The organism is Entomohabitans teleogrylli, assembly GCF_001484765.1.
In the GTDB taxonomy this organism is placed as follows: domain Bacteria; phylum Pseudomonadota; class Gammaproteobacteria; order Enterobacterales; family Enterobacteriaceae; genus Entomohabitans; species Entomohabitans teleogrylli.
Genome location: NZ_LLXO01000018.1, coordinates 19222 through 36866, shown reverse-complemented (window position 1 = coordinate 36866; position 17645 = coordinate 19222). Strand labels below are relative to the sequence as shown.

General features: G+C 38.6%; 14 protein-coding genes. All 14 read left to right on the top strand.

Annotated elements, in window-relative coordinates:
- Nucleotides 1-890 precede the first annotated feature (890 nt).
- Nucleotides 891-2324 (top strand): capsule assembly Wzi family protein, encoded by a 1434-nt coding sequence (locus AQ981_RS19705; RefSeq protein WP_058913467.1) that lies wholly within the window; start codon nucleotides 891-893, stop codon nucleotides 2322-2324.
- Between the two features lie 108 nt (nucleotides 2325-2432).
- Nucleotides 2433-3569 carry a polysaccharide export protein gene (locus AQ981_RS19700; protein ID WP_058913466.1) on the top strand — a complete coding sequence of 379 codons (1137 nt, stop codon included), beginning with the start codon at nucleotides 2433-2435 and terminating at the stop codon, nucleotides 3567-3569.
- A 2-nt stretch (nucleotides 3570-3571) separates the two neighbouring features.
- Entirely contained in the window at nucleotides 3572-4006 is a 435-nt protein-coding gene (locus tag AQ981_RS19695) for an arsenate reductase/protein-tyrosine-phosphatase family protein (RefSeq protein ID WP_058913465.1), read from the top strand.
- A 17-nt stretch (nucleotides 4007-4023) separates the two neighbouring features.
- Complete coding sequence (locus AQ981_RS19690; protein WP_058913464.1) at nucleotides 4024-6186, top strand: polysaccharide biosynthesis tyrosine autokinase; 2163 nt, start codon at nucleotides 4024-4026, stop codon at nucleotides 6184-6186.
- Between the two features lie 210 nt (nucleotides 6187-6396).
- Nucleotides 6397-7821, top strand: a complete 1425-nt coding sequence (gene wbaP, locus AQ981_RS19685; protein WP_058913463.1) for an undecaprenyl-phosphate galactose phosphotransferase WbaP — start codon at nucleotides 6397-6399, stop codon at nucleotides 7819-7821.
- A 93-nt stretch (nucleotides 7822-7914) separates the two neighbouring features.
- Nucleotides 7915-9252 (top strand): lipopolysaccharide biosynthesis protein, encoded by a 1338-nt coding sequence (locus AQ981_RS19680; RefSeq protein ID WP_058913462.1) that lies wholly within the window; start codon nucleotides 7915-7917, stop codon nucleotides 9250-9252.
- Nucleotides 9228-10442, top strand: coding sequence for an O-antigen ligase family protein (locus AQ981_RS19675; RefSeq protein WP_058913461.1), 1215 nt, complete (start codon nucleotides 9228-9230; stop codon nucleotides 10440-10442). Before AQ981_RS19680 ends, AQ981_RS19675 begins: the two co-directional genes overlap by 25 nt.
- A gap of 384 nt (nucleotides 10443-10826) precedes the next feature.
- Nucleotides 10827-12029: a capsular polysaccharide export protein, LipB/KpsS family gene (locus AQ981_RS26335; protein ID WP_071608960.1), complete on the top strand. Its 1203-nt coding sequence runs from the start codon at nucleotides 10827-10829 to the stop codon at nucleotides 12027-12029.
- A 1-nt stretch (nucleotide 12030) separates the two neighbouring features.
- Nucleotides 12031-12522, top strand: a complete 492-nt coding sequence (locus AQ981_RS19665) for a serine O-acetyltransferase (RefSeq protein ID WP_058913459.1) — start codon at nucleotides 12031-12033, stop codon at nucleotides 12520-12522.
- Complete coding sequence (locus tag AQ981_RS19660) at nucleotides 12512-13360, top strand: glycosyltransferase (protein WP_082683233.1); 849 nt, start codon at nucleotides 12512-12514, stop codon at nucleotides 13358-13360. The genes AQ981_RS19665 and AQ981_RS19660 overlap by 11 nt, the downstream gene beginning before the upstream one ends.
- A 45-nt stretch (nucleotides 13361-13405) precedes the next feature.
- On the top strand, nucleotides 13406-14251 hold the full coding sequence (gene kdsA, locus AQ981_RS19655; protein ID WP_058913457.1) for a 3-deoxy-8-phosphooctulonate synthase: 846 nt from the start codon (nucleotides 13406-13408) through the stop codon (nucleotides 14249-14251).
- A gap of 93 nt (nucleotides 14252-14344) precedes the next feature.
- A complete protein-coding gene (gene kdsB / locus AQ981_RS26330; protein WP_071608959.1) occupies nucleotides 14345-15127 on the top strand; it encodes a 3-deoxy-manno-octulosonate cytidylyltransferase in 783 nt (260 codons plus the stop codon).
- Between the two features lie 61 nt (nucleotides 15128-15188).
- The gene (locus AQ981_RS19650) at nucleotides 15189-16133 is read left to right on the top strand and encodes a KpsF/GutQ family sugar-phosphate isomerase (protein WP_058913456.1); all 945 of its coding nucleotides are present in this window, start codon (nucleotides 15189-15191) and stop codon (nucleotides 16131-16133) included.
- A 271-nt stretch (nucleotides 16134-16404) separates the two neighbouring features.
- On the top strand, nucleotides 16405-17514 hold the full coding sequence (mltB, locus tag AQ981_RS19645; RefSeq protein WP_058913455.1) for a lytic murein transglycosylase B: 1110 nt from the start codon (nucleotides 16405-16407) through the stop codon (nucleotides 17512-17514).
- Nucleotides 17515-17645: the final 131 nt, after the last annotated feature.

The window sequence follows — 17645 nt, the reverse complement described above, 5'->3', positions numbered from 1 at the left end:
AGCTACGAACCCGCTGTTATTCCAGGGATTTCCTGATGTAAAATATAAAGAATCCCGGGAATTATTGATTTATTGTTGATTAATAAAAATTCGTTGTAAATCAAATGGTTGTTTGTTTTTTTTGTGCGGAATCATTAGGGCGAATGTTGGCTTTATGAATGGATCGGAAATTTGACTTAGGACATAGTGATTACTCTGGTGGAAAAAAAAGCGCTACAGAGAAGATTGTCCTGGAAATTTGTGTTTTCGGAATAATAGTAGCGTAATATTTGTCCCAAAAACGGTTTTTTGGGATGTTTCAGTTTGTGTTTTTTGCAATAATTATGCCCTTTTATGGTGTCACAACAATATTCAGGGTTTAAACCCAGTGTACTGGTAGCTGTAGAGCCAGGGGCGGTAGCGTACCTGCGCAGTACTCAAAATCGGAACATTAGCTGCACTTCCGCTGTTCTCATCAAGAGGATTCCCTCTTATCATACCCGGCAGTTAGTTTCGGTTGGGTAATCATTGAATTTGTGAATTATTTCACAGGTTACTAAAAATGTGTGGTTATACACACAATTCTTAACCCTGCCCGTGTTCATAACACAGGGAGATTAATAGCAGGGAAAATATAACTAACTTTACTGTTTCAAAAGTGCGTTTTAATCAGCATTTCAATAGGTTAAAAAACGCATTTATCCGCCCGGAAACTTGATCTGGCGGGGAACGTTGGCTAAGTTTGCCCTCTATACTTTTGGCACTCTACATAAAGCATAAATACCGTCAGGAACCGGCGTTCTGGCACCGGAAAGATTTATACATCCTGGCTGTCTTCTTCTTTTTACTGTGTTACCCCTGACTACAGGCTCATTAAGCCAGGTCACAGGGATGATTATGGGTCATAAAGAATGAAAAAAATTTCGCGCATCGCGTTGGCATTAAGTCTGTTTACCTCTTTGTCTGCAGCCAGCCAGGCGGCTGGCCTGCTGTTGCCGGATAACGATCTGCGCAACGATCTCGCCTGGCTTTCCGATCGCGGTGTGATACGTCTTGGTCTTTCTACCTGGCCTCTGAGTCAGGAAGAGATAGACAAAGCATTAAAGAAAGCAAAGCCTAACTACTCCTCCGAACAAATCGTTCTGGCGCGCGTTTATCAGCGACTTGATGTCCTGAAAGCGGATCTCCGGGTCACGGGGTACACCTCAACGGATAAGCCGGGCACTCCCCAGGGATTTGCCCAATCGCAATATGCCGATCACGAATTCTCTCTGGCGTTTAACAACAGCGGAGAGTGGTGGGATATTCATCTGCAAGGGAATGTGGAAGGCGACCTGCGCGTCAGCAACGGTTCACGCTATAACCTCAATAATTCCTATGGTGCCGTGAAGGTCTGGAACCAGTGGCTCTCCTTTGGTCAGATCCCGCAGTGGTGGGGACCCGGTTATGAAGGCAGTTTGATCCGTGGTGATGCTGCACGCCCGATGACTGGCGTAATGATGCAGCGCGCTGATCAGAGCGCTCCGGAAACCTGGTGGCTACGTTGGATTGGTCCATGGCAGTATCAAATCTCCGCCGCGCAGATGAATCAGTATACCGCCGTGCCACATACCAAAATCATTGGCGGCCGTCTAACCTTTGCTCCCTGGCAGTCTCTGGAACTGGGCGCGTCGCGCATTATGCAGTGGGGTGGGCAGGGGCGTCCGCAGTCCTGGAGCAGTTTCTGGGATGGTTTTACGGGGCAGGATAACACCGGAACTGAAAATGAGCCGGGTAACCAACTAGCCGGGTTTGATTTTAAGTTCAAGTTAGAGCCGACGTTGGGCTGGCCTGTTAGCTTCTATGGGCAAATGATTGGTGAGGATGAAGCGGGTTATTTGCCTTCGGCTAATACCTTCCTGGGGGGAGTTGAAGGACACCATGCTGTTGGTAAGAACGCTCTTAACTGGTACCTGGAAGCCCACGATACGCGCAGTAATATGAGCCGCACTAAGTATATTTATAACCACTTTATCTATAAAGATGGCTACTATCAGCAAGGTTATCCACTTGGTGATGCGATGGGGGGAGATGGTCAGTTGTATGCCGGGAAGATTGAACTGGTGACGGAAGAGAACCAACGGTGGAGCATGCGCCTGGTTTACGCTAAGGTCAATTCACAGAGTCAACGGATTAATAAAGCGTTCCCACGAGCCGACACGTTGAAGGGCGTACAGTTGGGCTGGAGTGGCGATATTTATAAATCTGTACGTCTGAATACCGGGCTTTGGTATACCGATGCTAACCATAGCAATAGTGATGATGCTGGAGTGAGTGCAGGGATCGAGATTCCGTTTAACCTTTAATCGAATAACAAAAGTTCTGTATGGAACAGAGCTTAATAATAAATAAGTGTGCTTCGCGAAAAAAGCTTAACGCGAAGTGAAAATTTGAACCACAGATGATGTGAAACCATGAAGAAAAGCCTGATAAAGTTTTCAGCGTTGGCATTAGCGCTGGGTTTGTTGAGTGGATGTACGGTAATGCCGGGTCAGGATCTCAACAGTTTGCGTAAAAATGTTGTTGAATTACCCGACAGCGATTTTGATTTAGACAAGCTAGTGAATGTATACCCTATGACGCCAGGATTGATTGAAAAATTGCGTCCAGAAGTAATTATGTCGCGTCCAAACCCGGACTTAGACAAGCTTTTAAATACTTATGAATATCGTATTGGTGTCGGTGATGTGCTAATGGTAACCGTGTGGGATCACCCAGAGTTGACTACGCCGGCAGGTCAGTACCGCAGTGCCAGCGATACAGGTAACTGGGTAAATTCAGATGGTACGATTTTCTATCCATATATCGGTAAAGTTCAGGTAGTAGGCAAGACATTAAGTCAGGTACGAGTTGAGATAGCCAACCGTTTGACAACTTATATAGAAAGCCCTCAGGTCGATGTAAGTATTGCGGCCTTTCGCTCACAAAAAGCCTATGTGACAGGTGAAGTTATCAAGTCTGGGCAACAGCCGATTACAAATATCCCCCTTACTGTAATGGATGCAATTAATGCTGCGGGTGGTTTAGCGGAGAATGCGGACTGGCGTAATGTGGTATTAACCCACAATGGAAAAGATTCAATACTGTCATTATATGCACTGATGCAAAAAGGTGATTTAACTCAAAACCGCTTATTGTATCCAGGCGACATATTATTTGTACCACGTAATGATGACCTGAAAGTCTTTGTCATGGGAGAGGTTGGTAAGCAAAGTACTTTGAAAATGGATCGTAGTGGTATGACTTTGGCCGAGGCTCTGGGTAATGTTGATGGTATTTCTCAATCAATGGCCGATGCGTCCGGTGTCTTTGTTATTCGCCAGCTAAGAAATGATAAAGAAGGTAAAATTGCCAACATATATCAACTAAACGCTAAAGACGCATCGGCGATGGTGATGGGTACTGAATTTCAACTTCATCCTTATGATATTGTATACGTAACCACTGCTCCAATTGTACGCTGGAATCGAGTGATTTCACAAATAGCACCGACAATTAGTGGGGTACATGATGCGGTGGAAGCTACACGCTTTATTCGTCAGTGGAATTAAAAATGTTTGATTCAATTTTAGTTGTTTGTACTGGAAATATATGTCGCTCTCCAATTGGGGAGCGACTTCTGAGTCAACTACTACCTCTAAAAAAAATAGATTCAGCTGGTACTGGTGCAATGGTTGATTTTCCAGCAGATCCAAGTGCTGTTGTTACTGCAAATAACCATAAGCTATCACTTGAAGGGCATAAAGGAAGGCAATTTACTGCCGAGATAGGTCGCCGCTATGAGCTTATCTTGGTTATGGAGAAATCTCATATCGAGCAGATTGGGAGAATTGCTCCAGAATGTCGGGGTAAAACTATGCTGTTCGGTCATTGGTTAAACCAAAAGGAAATTCCTGATCCATACAGAAAAAGTGATGAGGCTTTTGAATCTGTATTTCAGTTAATAGATCAGGCTGGCAGACGCTGGGCTGAGAAACTTGGTGGGTAATCTTCAGGAAATATTGTATGTCATCTGTTACAAATAAGCATACTCGTACAGATTTGGATGAAATAGATCTGGGACGTTTAATTGGTGAGCTGATTGATCACCGAAAATTGATTATCGCAATAACGATTCTTTTCACTTTCTTGGTCTTCTTATATACATTATTTGCGACTCCTATATACCAATCAGATGCTTTAATCCAGGTAGAGCAGAAGCAAGGAAACTCTATCCTTAACAGCTTGAGTCAAGTTTTACCTGATGCTCAGCCTAAATCAGCCCCAGAAATTGTCCTTTTACGTTCAAGAATGATTTTGGGAAAGACAGTTGATGATTTAAATCTTCAGGCTGTAGTAAAATCCGATGTCATTCCTTTTGTGGGTAGCGGATGGAACCGCTTAATGGGGAAAGATGCTGGGGCCATTTCAGTATCTCGGCTGTATATAGCTTCCAAAGATAATAAGAAACCTGAACTAAATTTAACGGTAGAGAGTAGTCGAACTTACTCTGTTGAAAATGATGGCGTTGAGATCCAGGGAGAAATTGGTAAACTTCTCGAAGGAAATGGTTTTACATTATTAGTTGATAGCATAAATGCTGAGCCAGGAAATCGCTTCAATATTCAATATATTACTAAGTTAAAGGCTATTTCCGATTTGCAGGATAATTTTGCTGTCGTGGATCAAGGTAAAGATACGGGCATGCTGAATCTTTCCTTAGTTGGTGATAATCCTGAATTAATCACTAAAATTTTAGATAGTATAAGTCACAATTATCTATCTCAAAACATTGCACGACAGGCCGCTCAGGATGCTAAAAGTCTCGATTTTCTTGATCAACAATTACCTATCATTCGTAGTGAGCTGGATACGGCAGAAGATAAATTAAATCAATATCGCAGACAAAAGGATTCAGTGGATTTGTCTTTAGAGGCAAAGGCCGTTTTAGATCAGATTGTTAATGTTGATAATCAATTAAATGAGCTAACGTTCCGAGAGTCTGAGGTTTCACAACTTTACACTCGCGAGCACCCAACTTATAAGGCCTTGATGGAGAAAAGAAAAACTTTACAAGATGAGAAAGCAAAATTAAATAAAAGAGTATCAGCAATGCCAGCAACACAACAGGAAGTTTTGCGTTTGAGTCGGGATGTTGAGTCTGGTAGAGCTGTTTATATGCAGTTATTGAATCGTCAACAAGAGCTAAATATTGCAAAATCCAGTGCAATAGGTAATGTAAGAATTATTGATAATGCAATTACTGAGCCACAACCCATAAAACCTAAGAAAATTATTGTTATTATAATCGGTTTCATTGTGGGTGGAATGTTTTCTATTGGCATTGTTTTGTTAAGGGTATTTCTGCGTAGAGGAATCGAGTCGCCGGAGCAACTGGAAGAACTTGGCATCAATGTCTATGCGAGTATCCCTGTATCTGAAGCGTCAGCCAAACTTACTCAGAATAAGGGAATAAGAAGAAGAAAAATTAGTGAGCATGATAGTTTTTTGGCAATTGATAACCCTGCCGATTTAGCTATTGAATCAATTCGTGGGTTACGTACTAGCTTACATTTTGCAATGATGGAAGCACGTAATAATGTTTTAATGATTTCTGGTGCCAGCCCTAATGCAGGTAAAACATTTGTAAGTACCAACTTGGCCGCTATTGTCGCTCAAACTGGTAAAAAAGTATTGTTTATCGATACGGATATGAGAAAGGGATATGTACATAAACTTTTCCATGCCAGCAATGAAAATGGCCTCTCTGATATTTTAAGTGGTAAAGTTGATTTTGAGAATTCTATTAAAGCCGTGCCGTCTGCTGGTTTTGATTTTATTTCTCGTGGCATCGTTCCTCCAAACCCGGCTGAGTTATTGATGCATTCCAGATTTGGGGATTTAATCAACTGGGCTAGTCATCATTATGATCTGGTTATGATTGATACTCCTCCTGTACTTGCAGTAACGGACGCAGCGATTATTGGTAACTATGCAGGGACAACTTTACTGGTTGCTCGTTTTGAACAGAATACAGCGAAAGAAATTGAAGTTAGTATTAAGCGCTTTGAACAAAGTGGAGTATTGGTCAAAGGATGTATTCTCAATGGCGTAGTGAAAAAGGCAAGCAGCTACTATGGTTACGGATATAGCCATTATGGATATTCATATTCAGAGAAAAAGCAATAATTGCAACATCGACTTGGACGTTTGATATAAGAGCTATTTATTGTCAATTAAGCACTGTGTTCATAGAGCGCAGTGTTTAATCTGGATGATAAAGTTTATCTCAGGATATTTTTTTGCTCTAATGTTGGTGGGGCTAATTAGTATAACATATAGATATTAATATTCTGAATAAGAACTCAATGTTAGCTCTTTATAAAATAAGAGGATAATATGACATCGTTAACCAGAAATATCTGGACTAGTTTGTTTTTGGCTATTTCTGATTTTGTTAGTTTTGTTTTATCTATGTATATCGCACTCGGTATTTTTTTTGTTACACTAGATAATTATAAAACTCAAATACCTAAATCACAAATTGAAGATTGGAAGGTTTTACATGTAATGCTTGGATTCATCTGTGTTGCTTGGTTCGGAGCACGTCTAAGACATTATTTTTATCGTAAAACCTTTTGGTTTGAGCTTAAAGAAATATTACGTACACTTGTTATATTTGCTGTAATAGAAATTGCGGTGATGGCATTTTCACAGTGGTCATTCTCTCGCTACTTATGGGTTCTTACTTGGGTTTTTGCATTACTGTTAGTCCCACTTTTCCGTATCTCAGTAAAGATATTATTGGATAAAATAAATATATGGCAGCGTGATACGGTAATTATAGGTAATGGAAAGAATGCATATGAAGCATGGAGTGCAATAAATAGCGAAAAAAACCTCGGCTTGAAAATAATAAAATTCATTGCCTGTGATGAGAGATTTGATATAAAAAATATAAATGGTATTCCTGTATGCAAGGTTAATAAAGAGTGTTTACATGGGTTTGATAAACGGACTCAATTCATCATAGCACTTGAATCGGATCAAATTGAAATTCGTAATAGCTGGCTACGGGAGTTAATGATAAAAAATTATCGATATGTATCAGTAATTCCCACATTACGTGGTGTTCCGTTAGATAGTACAGATATGTCATTTATTTTTAGTCATGAAGTGATGATATTTAGGGTACATAATAACCTTGCAAAGTGGTCTTCTCGGTTGATTAAGCGTCTGTTTGATATTCTGGGGGCTTTATCTATAATTGTCATGCTTTCTCCAGTTCTCTTATATATAGCATTTAATGTAAGAAAGGATGGGGGCAATGTAATTTATGGCCATGAACGCATTGGTAAAGGAGGAAAAACATTTAAGTGCCTTAAATTTCGTTCTATGGTTGTTAATTCAAAAGAAGTTCTGCAATCTTTATTAGAAAATGATCCGGTCGCTCGAGAAGAATGGCGGTCAACATTTAAGCTAAAAAATGACCCACGGATTACAAAAGTTGGTAGTTTTTTACGCCGTACTAGTCTTGATGAACTCCCTCAGCTATTTAATGTATTACGCGGTGAGATGAGTTTGGTGGGGCCGCGTCCAGTGATTAAAGATGAACTGGAACGTTATTCAGAGCATGTAGATTATTATTTGTTAAGTAAGCCGGGTATGACTGGATTATGGCAGGTCAGTGGGCGAAGTGATGTAGATTATGATACCCGTATTTACCTCGATACATGGTATGTGAAGAACTGGTCACTTTGGAATGATATTGTTATTCTATTTAAAACAATCAATGTTGTGCTTAGGAAAGATGGAGCGTATTAATGATTTATTGAAGGAACATAATTTAATCTTGAGTATATAATCCGCTCATTAATAGTATCTAATATCATCTTATGATCAGCCTGTGAAAATACCATGTCAAAAAAAATTTTTTTTACCACCTTGGCATCCGGAAATGGATTTATATCCAAATCTGTAATATCGTTTTTGGTAAAGATATCAGGCGCCGTTTCAACATATTTCTTCCTTATTTTTTTTAGTCGGCAGTTGGGAGCCGAGCAATTTGGTGTTTTCGCTTTTATTCTTAGTGCTGCCAATTTTGGTATGTTTGCCCTTTCATTAGGGCAACCAATGCTGACTATGCGTAATATATCAGCATCAATCGGTGTTAAAGATTATAGTAAAGCTCGAGGGGCATTACTTTTTGGAGTGGTTGTGCTTTCCTTGGGGATTATTGCAGCACTTATTTTGTTTCCACTGTTTGGCTATTTTTCAGCGAAATTTGGGGCGCCAGGCAACATATATGAATATTTAGCTGGTGCAGCTTTGCTGATTACATTAATGATTGCTGATTTCAACTCAAATGTTCTTCGCTCTTTTGGTTCGGTGGCTATTGCTTTAGCTCCAAGAGATTTAATTTGGAGGATACTTGCTCCGCTGGTAGCTGTATTAATGGTTTACAATAACATATATATAGATACCAGGACAGCATTATGGATTAATGCGGTAGTGTTAGGTGGCTTAGTTGTTATTCAGTTTGTATATTTATTTGCTAAAGTAGGCAAAGAGTTTGGTAGGATAAAAGGTGAATATATACTGGAAAAGAAAAAATGGTTCTATTCCAGTATGAATTTTTGGGGAATACTGATAACTTCCGGAATTACTCAACACCTAATGATAGTTGCTGTCGGTTTTTCACTTGCACCAGAGGACGTTGGTGTCTTTTTTGTCGCTTATCGGACAGCATCTCTTCTTTCTATGCCTTTAAATGCTTCAGAACTAGTTATGGCTCCAATGATTGCACGTCACTACGCAGAAGGAAAACTTACAGAGTTAAGTAAAGTGTTCCGTCTTTTCAGCATAATGGCAATTGTCCCAACATTTATTGGTTTCATTATCTTTTCTATATGGGGTGACTGGATATTGAAACTAATTAATCCATCTTATGCTAACGCAGGGCATCTTCTTACAATATTAGCTGCAGGTTTTTTTGTTAATACCATGACTGGTCCTTGTGGATATGTTATGTTAATGAGTAAAGGGGAAAAAACATATCTTAAAATATCAATGACCATTAATATTGCGAGTGTTGTCCTTGTTGGTATAGTGGCATTTTGGGGGATGATTCCTTCTGCATTTTTACTTAGTATTGCAATTGTTGCTCAGAACCTCATCGTTGCTGCATGGTGTAGAAAAAATTTAAATATTGAAACTACAGTAGCAACTTTATGGACATACAAAAAAAGCTTATGACTATGAACTCCGTCAAAAAATATGAATCTGGGTATGAGGAAAAACTGGAGAGCGCTAATAAAATCACAGTGCTGCGGGCTTTATTGTTTTTATTTATATTCTTCTTGTTTGTTCAGATTGAATTATTTCGCGTGGCAGAACGAAGCCTGAATGTCTACCACGTAATGAGTATGTTATTTTGTGCCGCCTTTGTATTTCTTATTTTTCAATCTAAAAGTATATATATTAAAAAAATTACAGCGGTATCGTTTGTTTTTTTATTTACATTGGTTATTCCTGCTATTTTGAGTTGGGAACTTACTCCAAATATAATACTTTTATTTTTTGCTTTTTGTTATTTTTTAATGGGGGTGTATTTTTCAAAAGTTACTCCCGAAGTGAGAATTCGATGGTACTCACTTATTGCTGCAGGATTTATACTCGCTATATTTATTCGTGATATAATTCATTTTAATTCGCTTGCCGCTATTTACTCGCGCAGTAGGGATTGCGATACTTGCTTTCTTGCCACCGGTGGCAGAAATATTGAAGCTACGATGTTTTCAGTAATCGCTTTACTGTATAGAGGTAAATATAAAATAACTCTGGGCATATTGCTTTCTGTATCTGTGTTTCTCTTTGAGAGTCGCATTGGAATTATAGGTGCAATTATGTACTGGGGCGCTTATGTTTTAAGTATGAAAAAGTTATTTAGGTTGATAATTATAATGGCTGGCGTTTTTATTGTGATAATTGCCGGATATCTGCATGCATACACGCTCCTTGAGAGATTTTCGTTAAGCGATGAGTTGATATTATTACAACATGGGGTTGGTCGACTGGCTTTATGGAGTAATGCTATAAAAGCTATTCCTGAAAATCCATTAGGTATTGGCCCAGGGGTGAGTGTCAACTTTATAAATTCACACTTTCAAATGGCTTTTTGGGAAAATAATATTCATAATTCATTTTTATCATGGATACTTGAGTTGGGCTGGTTTCATGGTGGAGTGATTGTTGTAATGTTACTTTTCTTATTATTCCGTCGTTATACTGACTTACCGGAGATTTGGGCTGTTCGTTATGTTCTTCTGTCATCTCTTTTTCAGTTTACCGGCTATGATGCTGTCATATGGTTCTTTCTTGGAGTTTTATTTGGAAGTCGAACTTTGCAACTTCAAAAAAATGAAATGAGTCGGGTTATAAGCTGAACTAGCAATTACAAAATAAATATGTGAATTTATGACTGTAATTATTAATATCAAATTTGAAAGTTGAAAACATATAATTCATATATTTGTGATATGTCACAACTGGTTTTGGTGAATATTAATATGCTGATAACACTTCTTTCTTTTTAGGTAATGAAAATAGCTTCCTTAATATGTTTTTAAACAAAAATTTGTCAATATTATGCTGAAAATTAAAAGCTATTACATGTTTTTATGAATTCCGAGAACATAGTTTGCCACACTAATTATATAGCTTGGCGATTAGAATATCTGCTTTGCACAGGTTGTTATCTAATTATCTAAGTATACTGAGATATATATAATGGTAAATAATATATCTCTGGTTTGAGGGAGAGGTTGTTAATGTCTGATGTTATACTAATACATGTTGATGGAATTACAAGGGCTCAGTTTTTTGTTAAATTAGCAAAGTCACTAAAAAATACACAAGATGGTTATGAAACTTATTTTATTACAGAGTGCTCAATCGCTGAAAAATTTATAAAAAAGAGTGGTGAGCAATGTTCTAATATATGTGAACAGAATATTTCTGATATAGCAGATGATGATTTGTGCTCTCATTTATACTCGTCTTCGTTATGTGGGAAATTAGGTTCTCTTAATTATAAAACAGCGAGGAGGTTTTTAGCTAAAATTAAAGGAATTATAAAGGATATTAATCCAGTAACAATATGGTGCTGGAATGGAACAAAGTTTGTTGACCGATGTCTTTCTTATTATGCACAGGAAGGCTGTATTAAATTTAAAGCTTTTGAAGTTGCAAATATACCTGGTTTTTTTGTCGTTGAAGATGGTGGTGTTAACGCAGAAAGTCAGACTTATGCTTATTTGTCTACAAATCAAAATTTAGAGATTGATCCATCATTTGATTATAAAAGTTGGCGTGAATCCTATATTCTTAAGAAAAATAATAATAGTACAATACCTCAAGCATCAGTAAAAAAAAATGAAATGCCAAGTAAGATAAAGGAATTGTTGCGTTTTTCCCGGATAACCCCTGGATACTTTATTTTACAAATGGATAGGGGGTTGGGATATATATTTAAAAAGATGGTAGGTAATATATTTGCTGTTTTTAACTACAGAAAGAAGAACTCTTCATATATTGTCTATTTCCCGCAGCAGGTCTCTAGTGATAGCCAACTTCTTTTCCATTCTACGGTTAATAACTGGGGTGCTTTAAATACGCTTTTATCTAATATTCCTGAAGGTGGAGTTTTAGTATCTAATCTTCATCCAGCAGAGCATAGATTAAGTAGTATTTTTCATTTTTTATTTATTTGTATCAAGAACAAGAAACTAGTTCCTGCTACCGGGGGAGCATGGGAGTTATTAAAAAACGCTGATGAGGTTATAACAATAAATTCTACTGTTGGTTTGGAGGCTGCTATTCTGAATCGACCGTGTAAATTTATGGGCAAAAGCTTTTTTCAATATATCATTGAGGATGAGAGAAAATTAAAGTGGTTTCTTTCAGAGCATATTAATGCATTAGATCTAGTAGGAGAAACACTCGATAAAAAAATTCTTAATAAGGTAATCTGATATGAAATTATGCGAAGATATTCGAGCTTATATTGCGCTAACAAAAAAAGGAGGGAAAGCAACTCTTTTTGATATTTCTTTTGTTTTTTTGATTTTGTATCGTTTAAGCTCATCATTATATAATTTGAATAAAAAAATATTTTTTCCTGTCCGTATAATCGAAAAACTTCTTGAGATCATATTTGGTATATATATCCCATTCGGGGCTAAAATTGGCGGAGGATTAATAATATATCATTGTAATGGTATTATTATTAATGGGAAAACAACAATAGGTAATAATTGTCAAATTTATGCTCGCGTGTGTATCGGTAATAGATATCCCGGAGATGGCGTCCCCGTCATCGGAGATAATGTTATTATTGGGACTGGAGCATGTATATTTGGCCCTGTATTTATTCCTGATGGAGCCAGGATCTCTGCAAATGTTGTGATAACTCCAGGGAATATTGAGTCTATTTTGCAACTAAAAAATAAGTATCATGAAAAATAATATAAATGTTGAACCTGTTAACTCTGCTGTTCTGATGTCAATATATAAGAATGATAATGTTCAGCAACTTTCAAGAGCCCTTGATTCTTTAGTCTACAGGCAAACTGTATCGCCAGACCTTATCGCATTGATTATTGATGGTGAAATTACGGAAGAGTTGGAAAAATATATTGAAAATTATAAAGAAGATGCTCCAATTGAGCTCCATATAATTAGATTGGAGTGTAATAAAGGATTGTCTGTTGCTATGTCTGTAGGTGTCGATTTTTTGAAAAGGAAATTTAAATATATCATTAGAGCTGATGCTGATGATATTTCAAAGCCTTCCAGAATTGAAGAACAATTAATTTATATGGAGCAGAATCCTCATGTTGGTATTGCATCTGGGCAAGTGCTAATTTTTGATGGCGATGAGGAGAATATAGTTGGCCGTCGGTTTCTGCCCACAAATTGTAGCATGAAAGATTTTGCAACTACAAGAACACCGATAAATCATAGTTGCTCTATTTTAAGAAGCGAAGCTTTATTGAATGTCAATTACCCTCAAACTCGATTGCCATTTGAGGATTGGTGGCTTTCGCTTCGTGTCTTGAAGGATGGATGGGAAATTGGTGTAATTGATAAAGCGCTCTTAGCATTTCGAGGTGGTGATGAAATGATTCTTAGGAGACAGGGGGCTAAATATGCATCACAAGAGCGTGAGTTCTTTTATAAGATTTATCAAGAGGGGCTTATGTCTTTTTTATGTGTTTTAAAAAACTTAATGATAAGGAACTTACTCCGCTTTTTACCCGGGAAAGTTCTTGCGATAATTTATAAATATAAAATGCATAGATAATCATTTTTAGATAGGATGTGGTTTTTAACTAATGGAGTTTCTACAATGAATGTAAAGATTTCTGAATCAGTTACAGTTGGTAATGATCTTCCTTTCGTATTATTTGGCGGAATTAATGTTCTTGAGGATTTAGATTCTACTCTCAAGGCTGTTGAATATTATGTGAAAGTTACACAGAAGTTGAATATACCATATGTTTTTAAGGCTTCTTTTGATAAAGCTAATCGTTCTTCTATTCGTTCTTTCCGTGGTGTCGGTCTGAATGAAGGTTTGAGGATTTTTGAAGAAGTGAAGAAACGATTTGAAGTCGCAATAATAACTGATGTGCACGAAGTAGACCAAGCTCAACCTGTTGCTGAGGTCGTGGATGTTTTGCAGATTCCTGCATTTTTAGCCAGACAAACCGATCTTGTTGCTGCCATTGCAAGTACAGGAAGAGCGATAAATATTAAGAAACCTCAATTTTTAAGTCCGGGGCAGATGAAGCACATTGTTTCAAAGATAGCGGAGGCTGGTAATAATAACGTCATCTTATGTGAACGGGGTACTCAATTCGGGTACGATAATCTTGTTGTAGATATGCTTGGCTTCAGTAAGATGATTAAAGCGACTAATGGTTGCCCTGCTATTTTTGATGTAACGCATAGTTTGCAGTGCCGCGATAGCGGGAGTGAAGCATCCGGGGGAAGAAGAAGCCAGGTATTGGAGCTTGCTCGTGCAGGAATGGCTGTTGGATTGGCTGGTCTATTTTTAGAGGCCCATCATGATCCAGATAAAGCTCTTTGTGATGGTCCAAGTGCTTTACCACTTTCTTTATTAGAGCCTTTCCTTGAACAAATTAAGGAACTGGATGATCTTGTAAAAAGTTTTAAATTATTGCCAATTAATTAGCATTTGTCATTTAAATAATGCCCACAAGAGTGGGCATTGTTTTTTTTGACAAATAAATTGAACTCTTTAAATTAATTATCTTGGGGAAATGGTATGTTGAATAAGAATTTCAGCGGAAACTCTGCGTTGAAGGTGGTTATACCAGCAAGATATGGCTCAAGTCGCTTGCCTGGTAAACCATTAATTAATTTAAATGGTTTACCAATGATTGTTCGTGTTTCTGAAGCAGTTAATAAAGCATTATCTTCAACTGAGATTGTGGTTGCTATAGATGATCCAAGAATAGCAGAAGTTTTAAAAAAGTATAATATCCCTTTTGTTATGACATCTGCGGATCATCAATCAGGAACTGATCGAGTCTCAGAAGTCGCAAGAATTCTAAATTGGCAGGATGATGATATCATTATTAATGTGCAAGGTGATGAACCATTGATTCCTGGGGATTTAATCCGGGAGTTTTCAAATTTCTGCATTAATAAAGATAATTTTTGTATGGGAACAATTTCTGTTCCGGTCGAGTCAGTTTCACAGCTACATGATATTAATATTGTTAAAGTTATAGTGAATGCTAACAGTAACGCCATCGCTTTCTCAAGATCAGTGATACCTTATAATAGAGATGGTGATCTATCAACTGCCGATTTAGCAGGATATTTAAGACATATAGGTATTTATGCCTATCGAAATAGCATATTGCAAAAAATTACTCATTCTAAGCCTTGTTTAATTGAAGAAAGAGAAAAACTTGAGCAGCTTAGGGCATTATGGCTAGGAATACCGATTCATATCTATTTAGGTAGTGAAGCTCCACCTGCTGGAGTTGATACTGCAGATGATATTGAGCGTGTATGTAGTATATTGAATGAGTTGAAATAATTCTTATATTTTACATCGAATAACCTCAGTTTCTAATGGATCTAAACAAAGGGTTCTTATAATGGATAATACAAATAATATTGATTATATTTCTTTAGCTAAACGGGTTTTTAGAATAGAGTCTGATGCCATAGCAGATTTGATTGATAGAATTGATGATGACTTTGCTAAATCTGTTGATTCAATTCTTAAAACGTCTGGTCGCACTATTATCTGTGGCATGGGTAAATCAGGTATTATAGGAAAAAAAATTGCAGCAACATTAGCTAGTACTGGTACTCCTAGCTTTTTTATGCATCCAGGTGAAGCATATCATGGTGATTTAGGAATGGTTACTCCACAGGATGTTTTTATCGCAATATCTTTTTCTGGTGAAACCGATGAAGTTGTTAAATTATTGCCATTTCTCAGGGATAATGGCAATTTACTTATAGCGATAACAGGGCGTCCAGAGTCAACTTTAGCTGAAGCAGCTAACTATCATCTTAATATTAATGTTAAAGAGGAGGCATGCCCTTTACATTTAGCACCAACCTCCTCCACCACCGCTACGTTAGTTATGGGAGATGCCTTGGCTATAGCATTAATGGAAGCTCGCAATTTTAGACCAGAAAACTTTGCAAGATTTCATCCGGGAGGAGCTCTTGGAAGGCGTCTATTAAGTAAGGTGGAAAATGAAATGATAACTTCTAATCTACCTTTAATTAATCAGAGTGCTGATTTTATTCAGGTTATTTCTGGCATTACGAAATCGAGTTTAGGGTTAGTTATTGTTGAGGATGTTGAGTCATACGCTATTATTACTGATGGAGATATCCGTCGGGCTTTAGAAGTTCATGGTGAAAGAGTTTTTTCTCTTTATGCGAAAGATATGATGACTATGAATCCTAAACGTGTTTCTGTTGGAACGAAAATGGAAAGTGCTTTAGCTATAATGGAGAATAAAAAAATATCATCATTGCTTATTTTTGAAGATAATAAACTTGTAGGTGTTTTGAAAAAATAGATATACTATCAGGAATATGTGTCATTTCAGTGATAATATAAATCGGGAATGACACAAAAGCTAATCTTTAAATTTTTTGGAAAACTTGCTGGTAAGTATTTCTAAACCTATATGGGTAAAATAAATCCTGGCTTTATATCTCATTATTGATACTCTGAATCGACACGTCGCAGATGTTTAATTGCACTATCTCTAGCTAAACATTAGGAGGTGTTGAGATGATCAGTGGTCTCTTATTAAGACACCTTCCTTTTTATACAATGGTTCCCACATGGTAAATCATCGCTTACCCTTCATTTTCCCACTGCTCCTCCTGCTCACCGCCTGCAGCAGTAAACCCACTGCGCAAGTCGAGCAGCCATCCTCATTCTTACAGGCCCAGGCGCAGACAACCCAGCCCGCGCCGCCAGGTGGTTTCCTGCTGGAGCCTCAGCATAGTGTCATGATGATGTCGGGTGATTTCGCCAACAACCCGGAAGCGGAAAAATTCATCAATAAAATGGTCAGCCAGCATGGCTTCGATCGGGCTCAGTTGCACGAAATCCTCTCTCAGGCAAAACGTCTGGACTATGTTCTACGCCTGATGGATCGCCAGGCGCCGACGGCGCAGGTGCCTTCCGGTCCTAACGGCGCATGGCTGCGTTATCGCAAGCAGTTCATCACGCCGGATAACGTACAGAATGGGGTAGTGTTCTGGAACCAGTATCAGGATGCCCTGAACCGCGCCTGGCAGGTATACGGCGTTCCGCCGGAAATCATCGTCGGCATTATTGGTGTCGAAACCCGCTGGGGCAGAATAATGGGTAAAACCCGGATTCTGGATGCGCTCTCCACGCTGGCGTTTTCCTATCCGCGCCGTGCCGAATATTTTGCCGGGGAACTGGAAACCTTCCTCTTGATGGTGCGCACTGAGGGTAACGATCCGCTGAACCTCAAAGGTTCATTTGCCGGTGCAATGGGATACGGCCAGTTTATGCCGTCGTCCTTTAAACAGTATGCCGTAGACTTTAATAATGATGGGCACATTAACCTCTGGGATCCGGTAGATGCCATTGGCAGCGTTGCCAGTTATTTCAAAGCTCACGGCTGGACTCAGGGCGATCTTGTCGCAGTTCAGGCGATAGGTCAGGCTCCGGGTCTGCCAAACGGATTTAAAACCAGCTATGACGTTGGCACTCTGGCAGCTTCTGGCCTGTCTCCCGTGCAACCGCTCGGTAATCACCAGAAGGCCAGCCTGCTGCGCCTCGACATAGGTACTGGTTACCAGTACTGGTACGGTTTACCAAACTTCTACGCTATTACCCGCTACAACCACAGCACTCATTACGCCATGGCGGTCTGGCAGCTTGGGCTGGCAGTGGCTCAGGCGCGCGGTCAGTAATTCCTTCCGGGCCAGTTTACTGGCCCTTTTCTTTTCCTCTGTTTGACCCCACTACAGATTTCCTGAATACGCCTCGTAAAAGAGGAAAGTAATGGCTGTAATTGCGCAGTCGGGACTATTCTTGCCAGAAT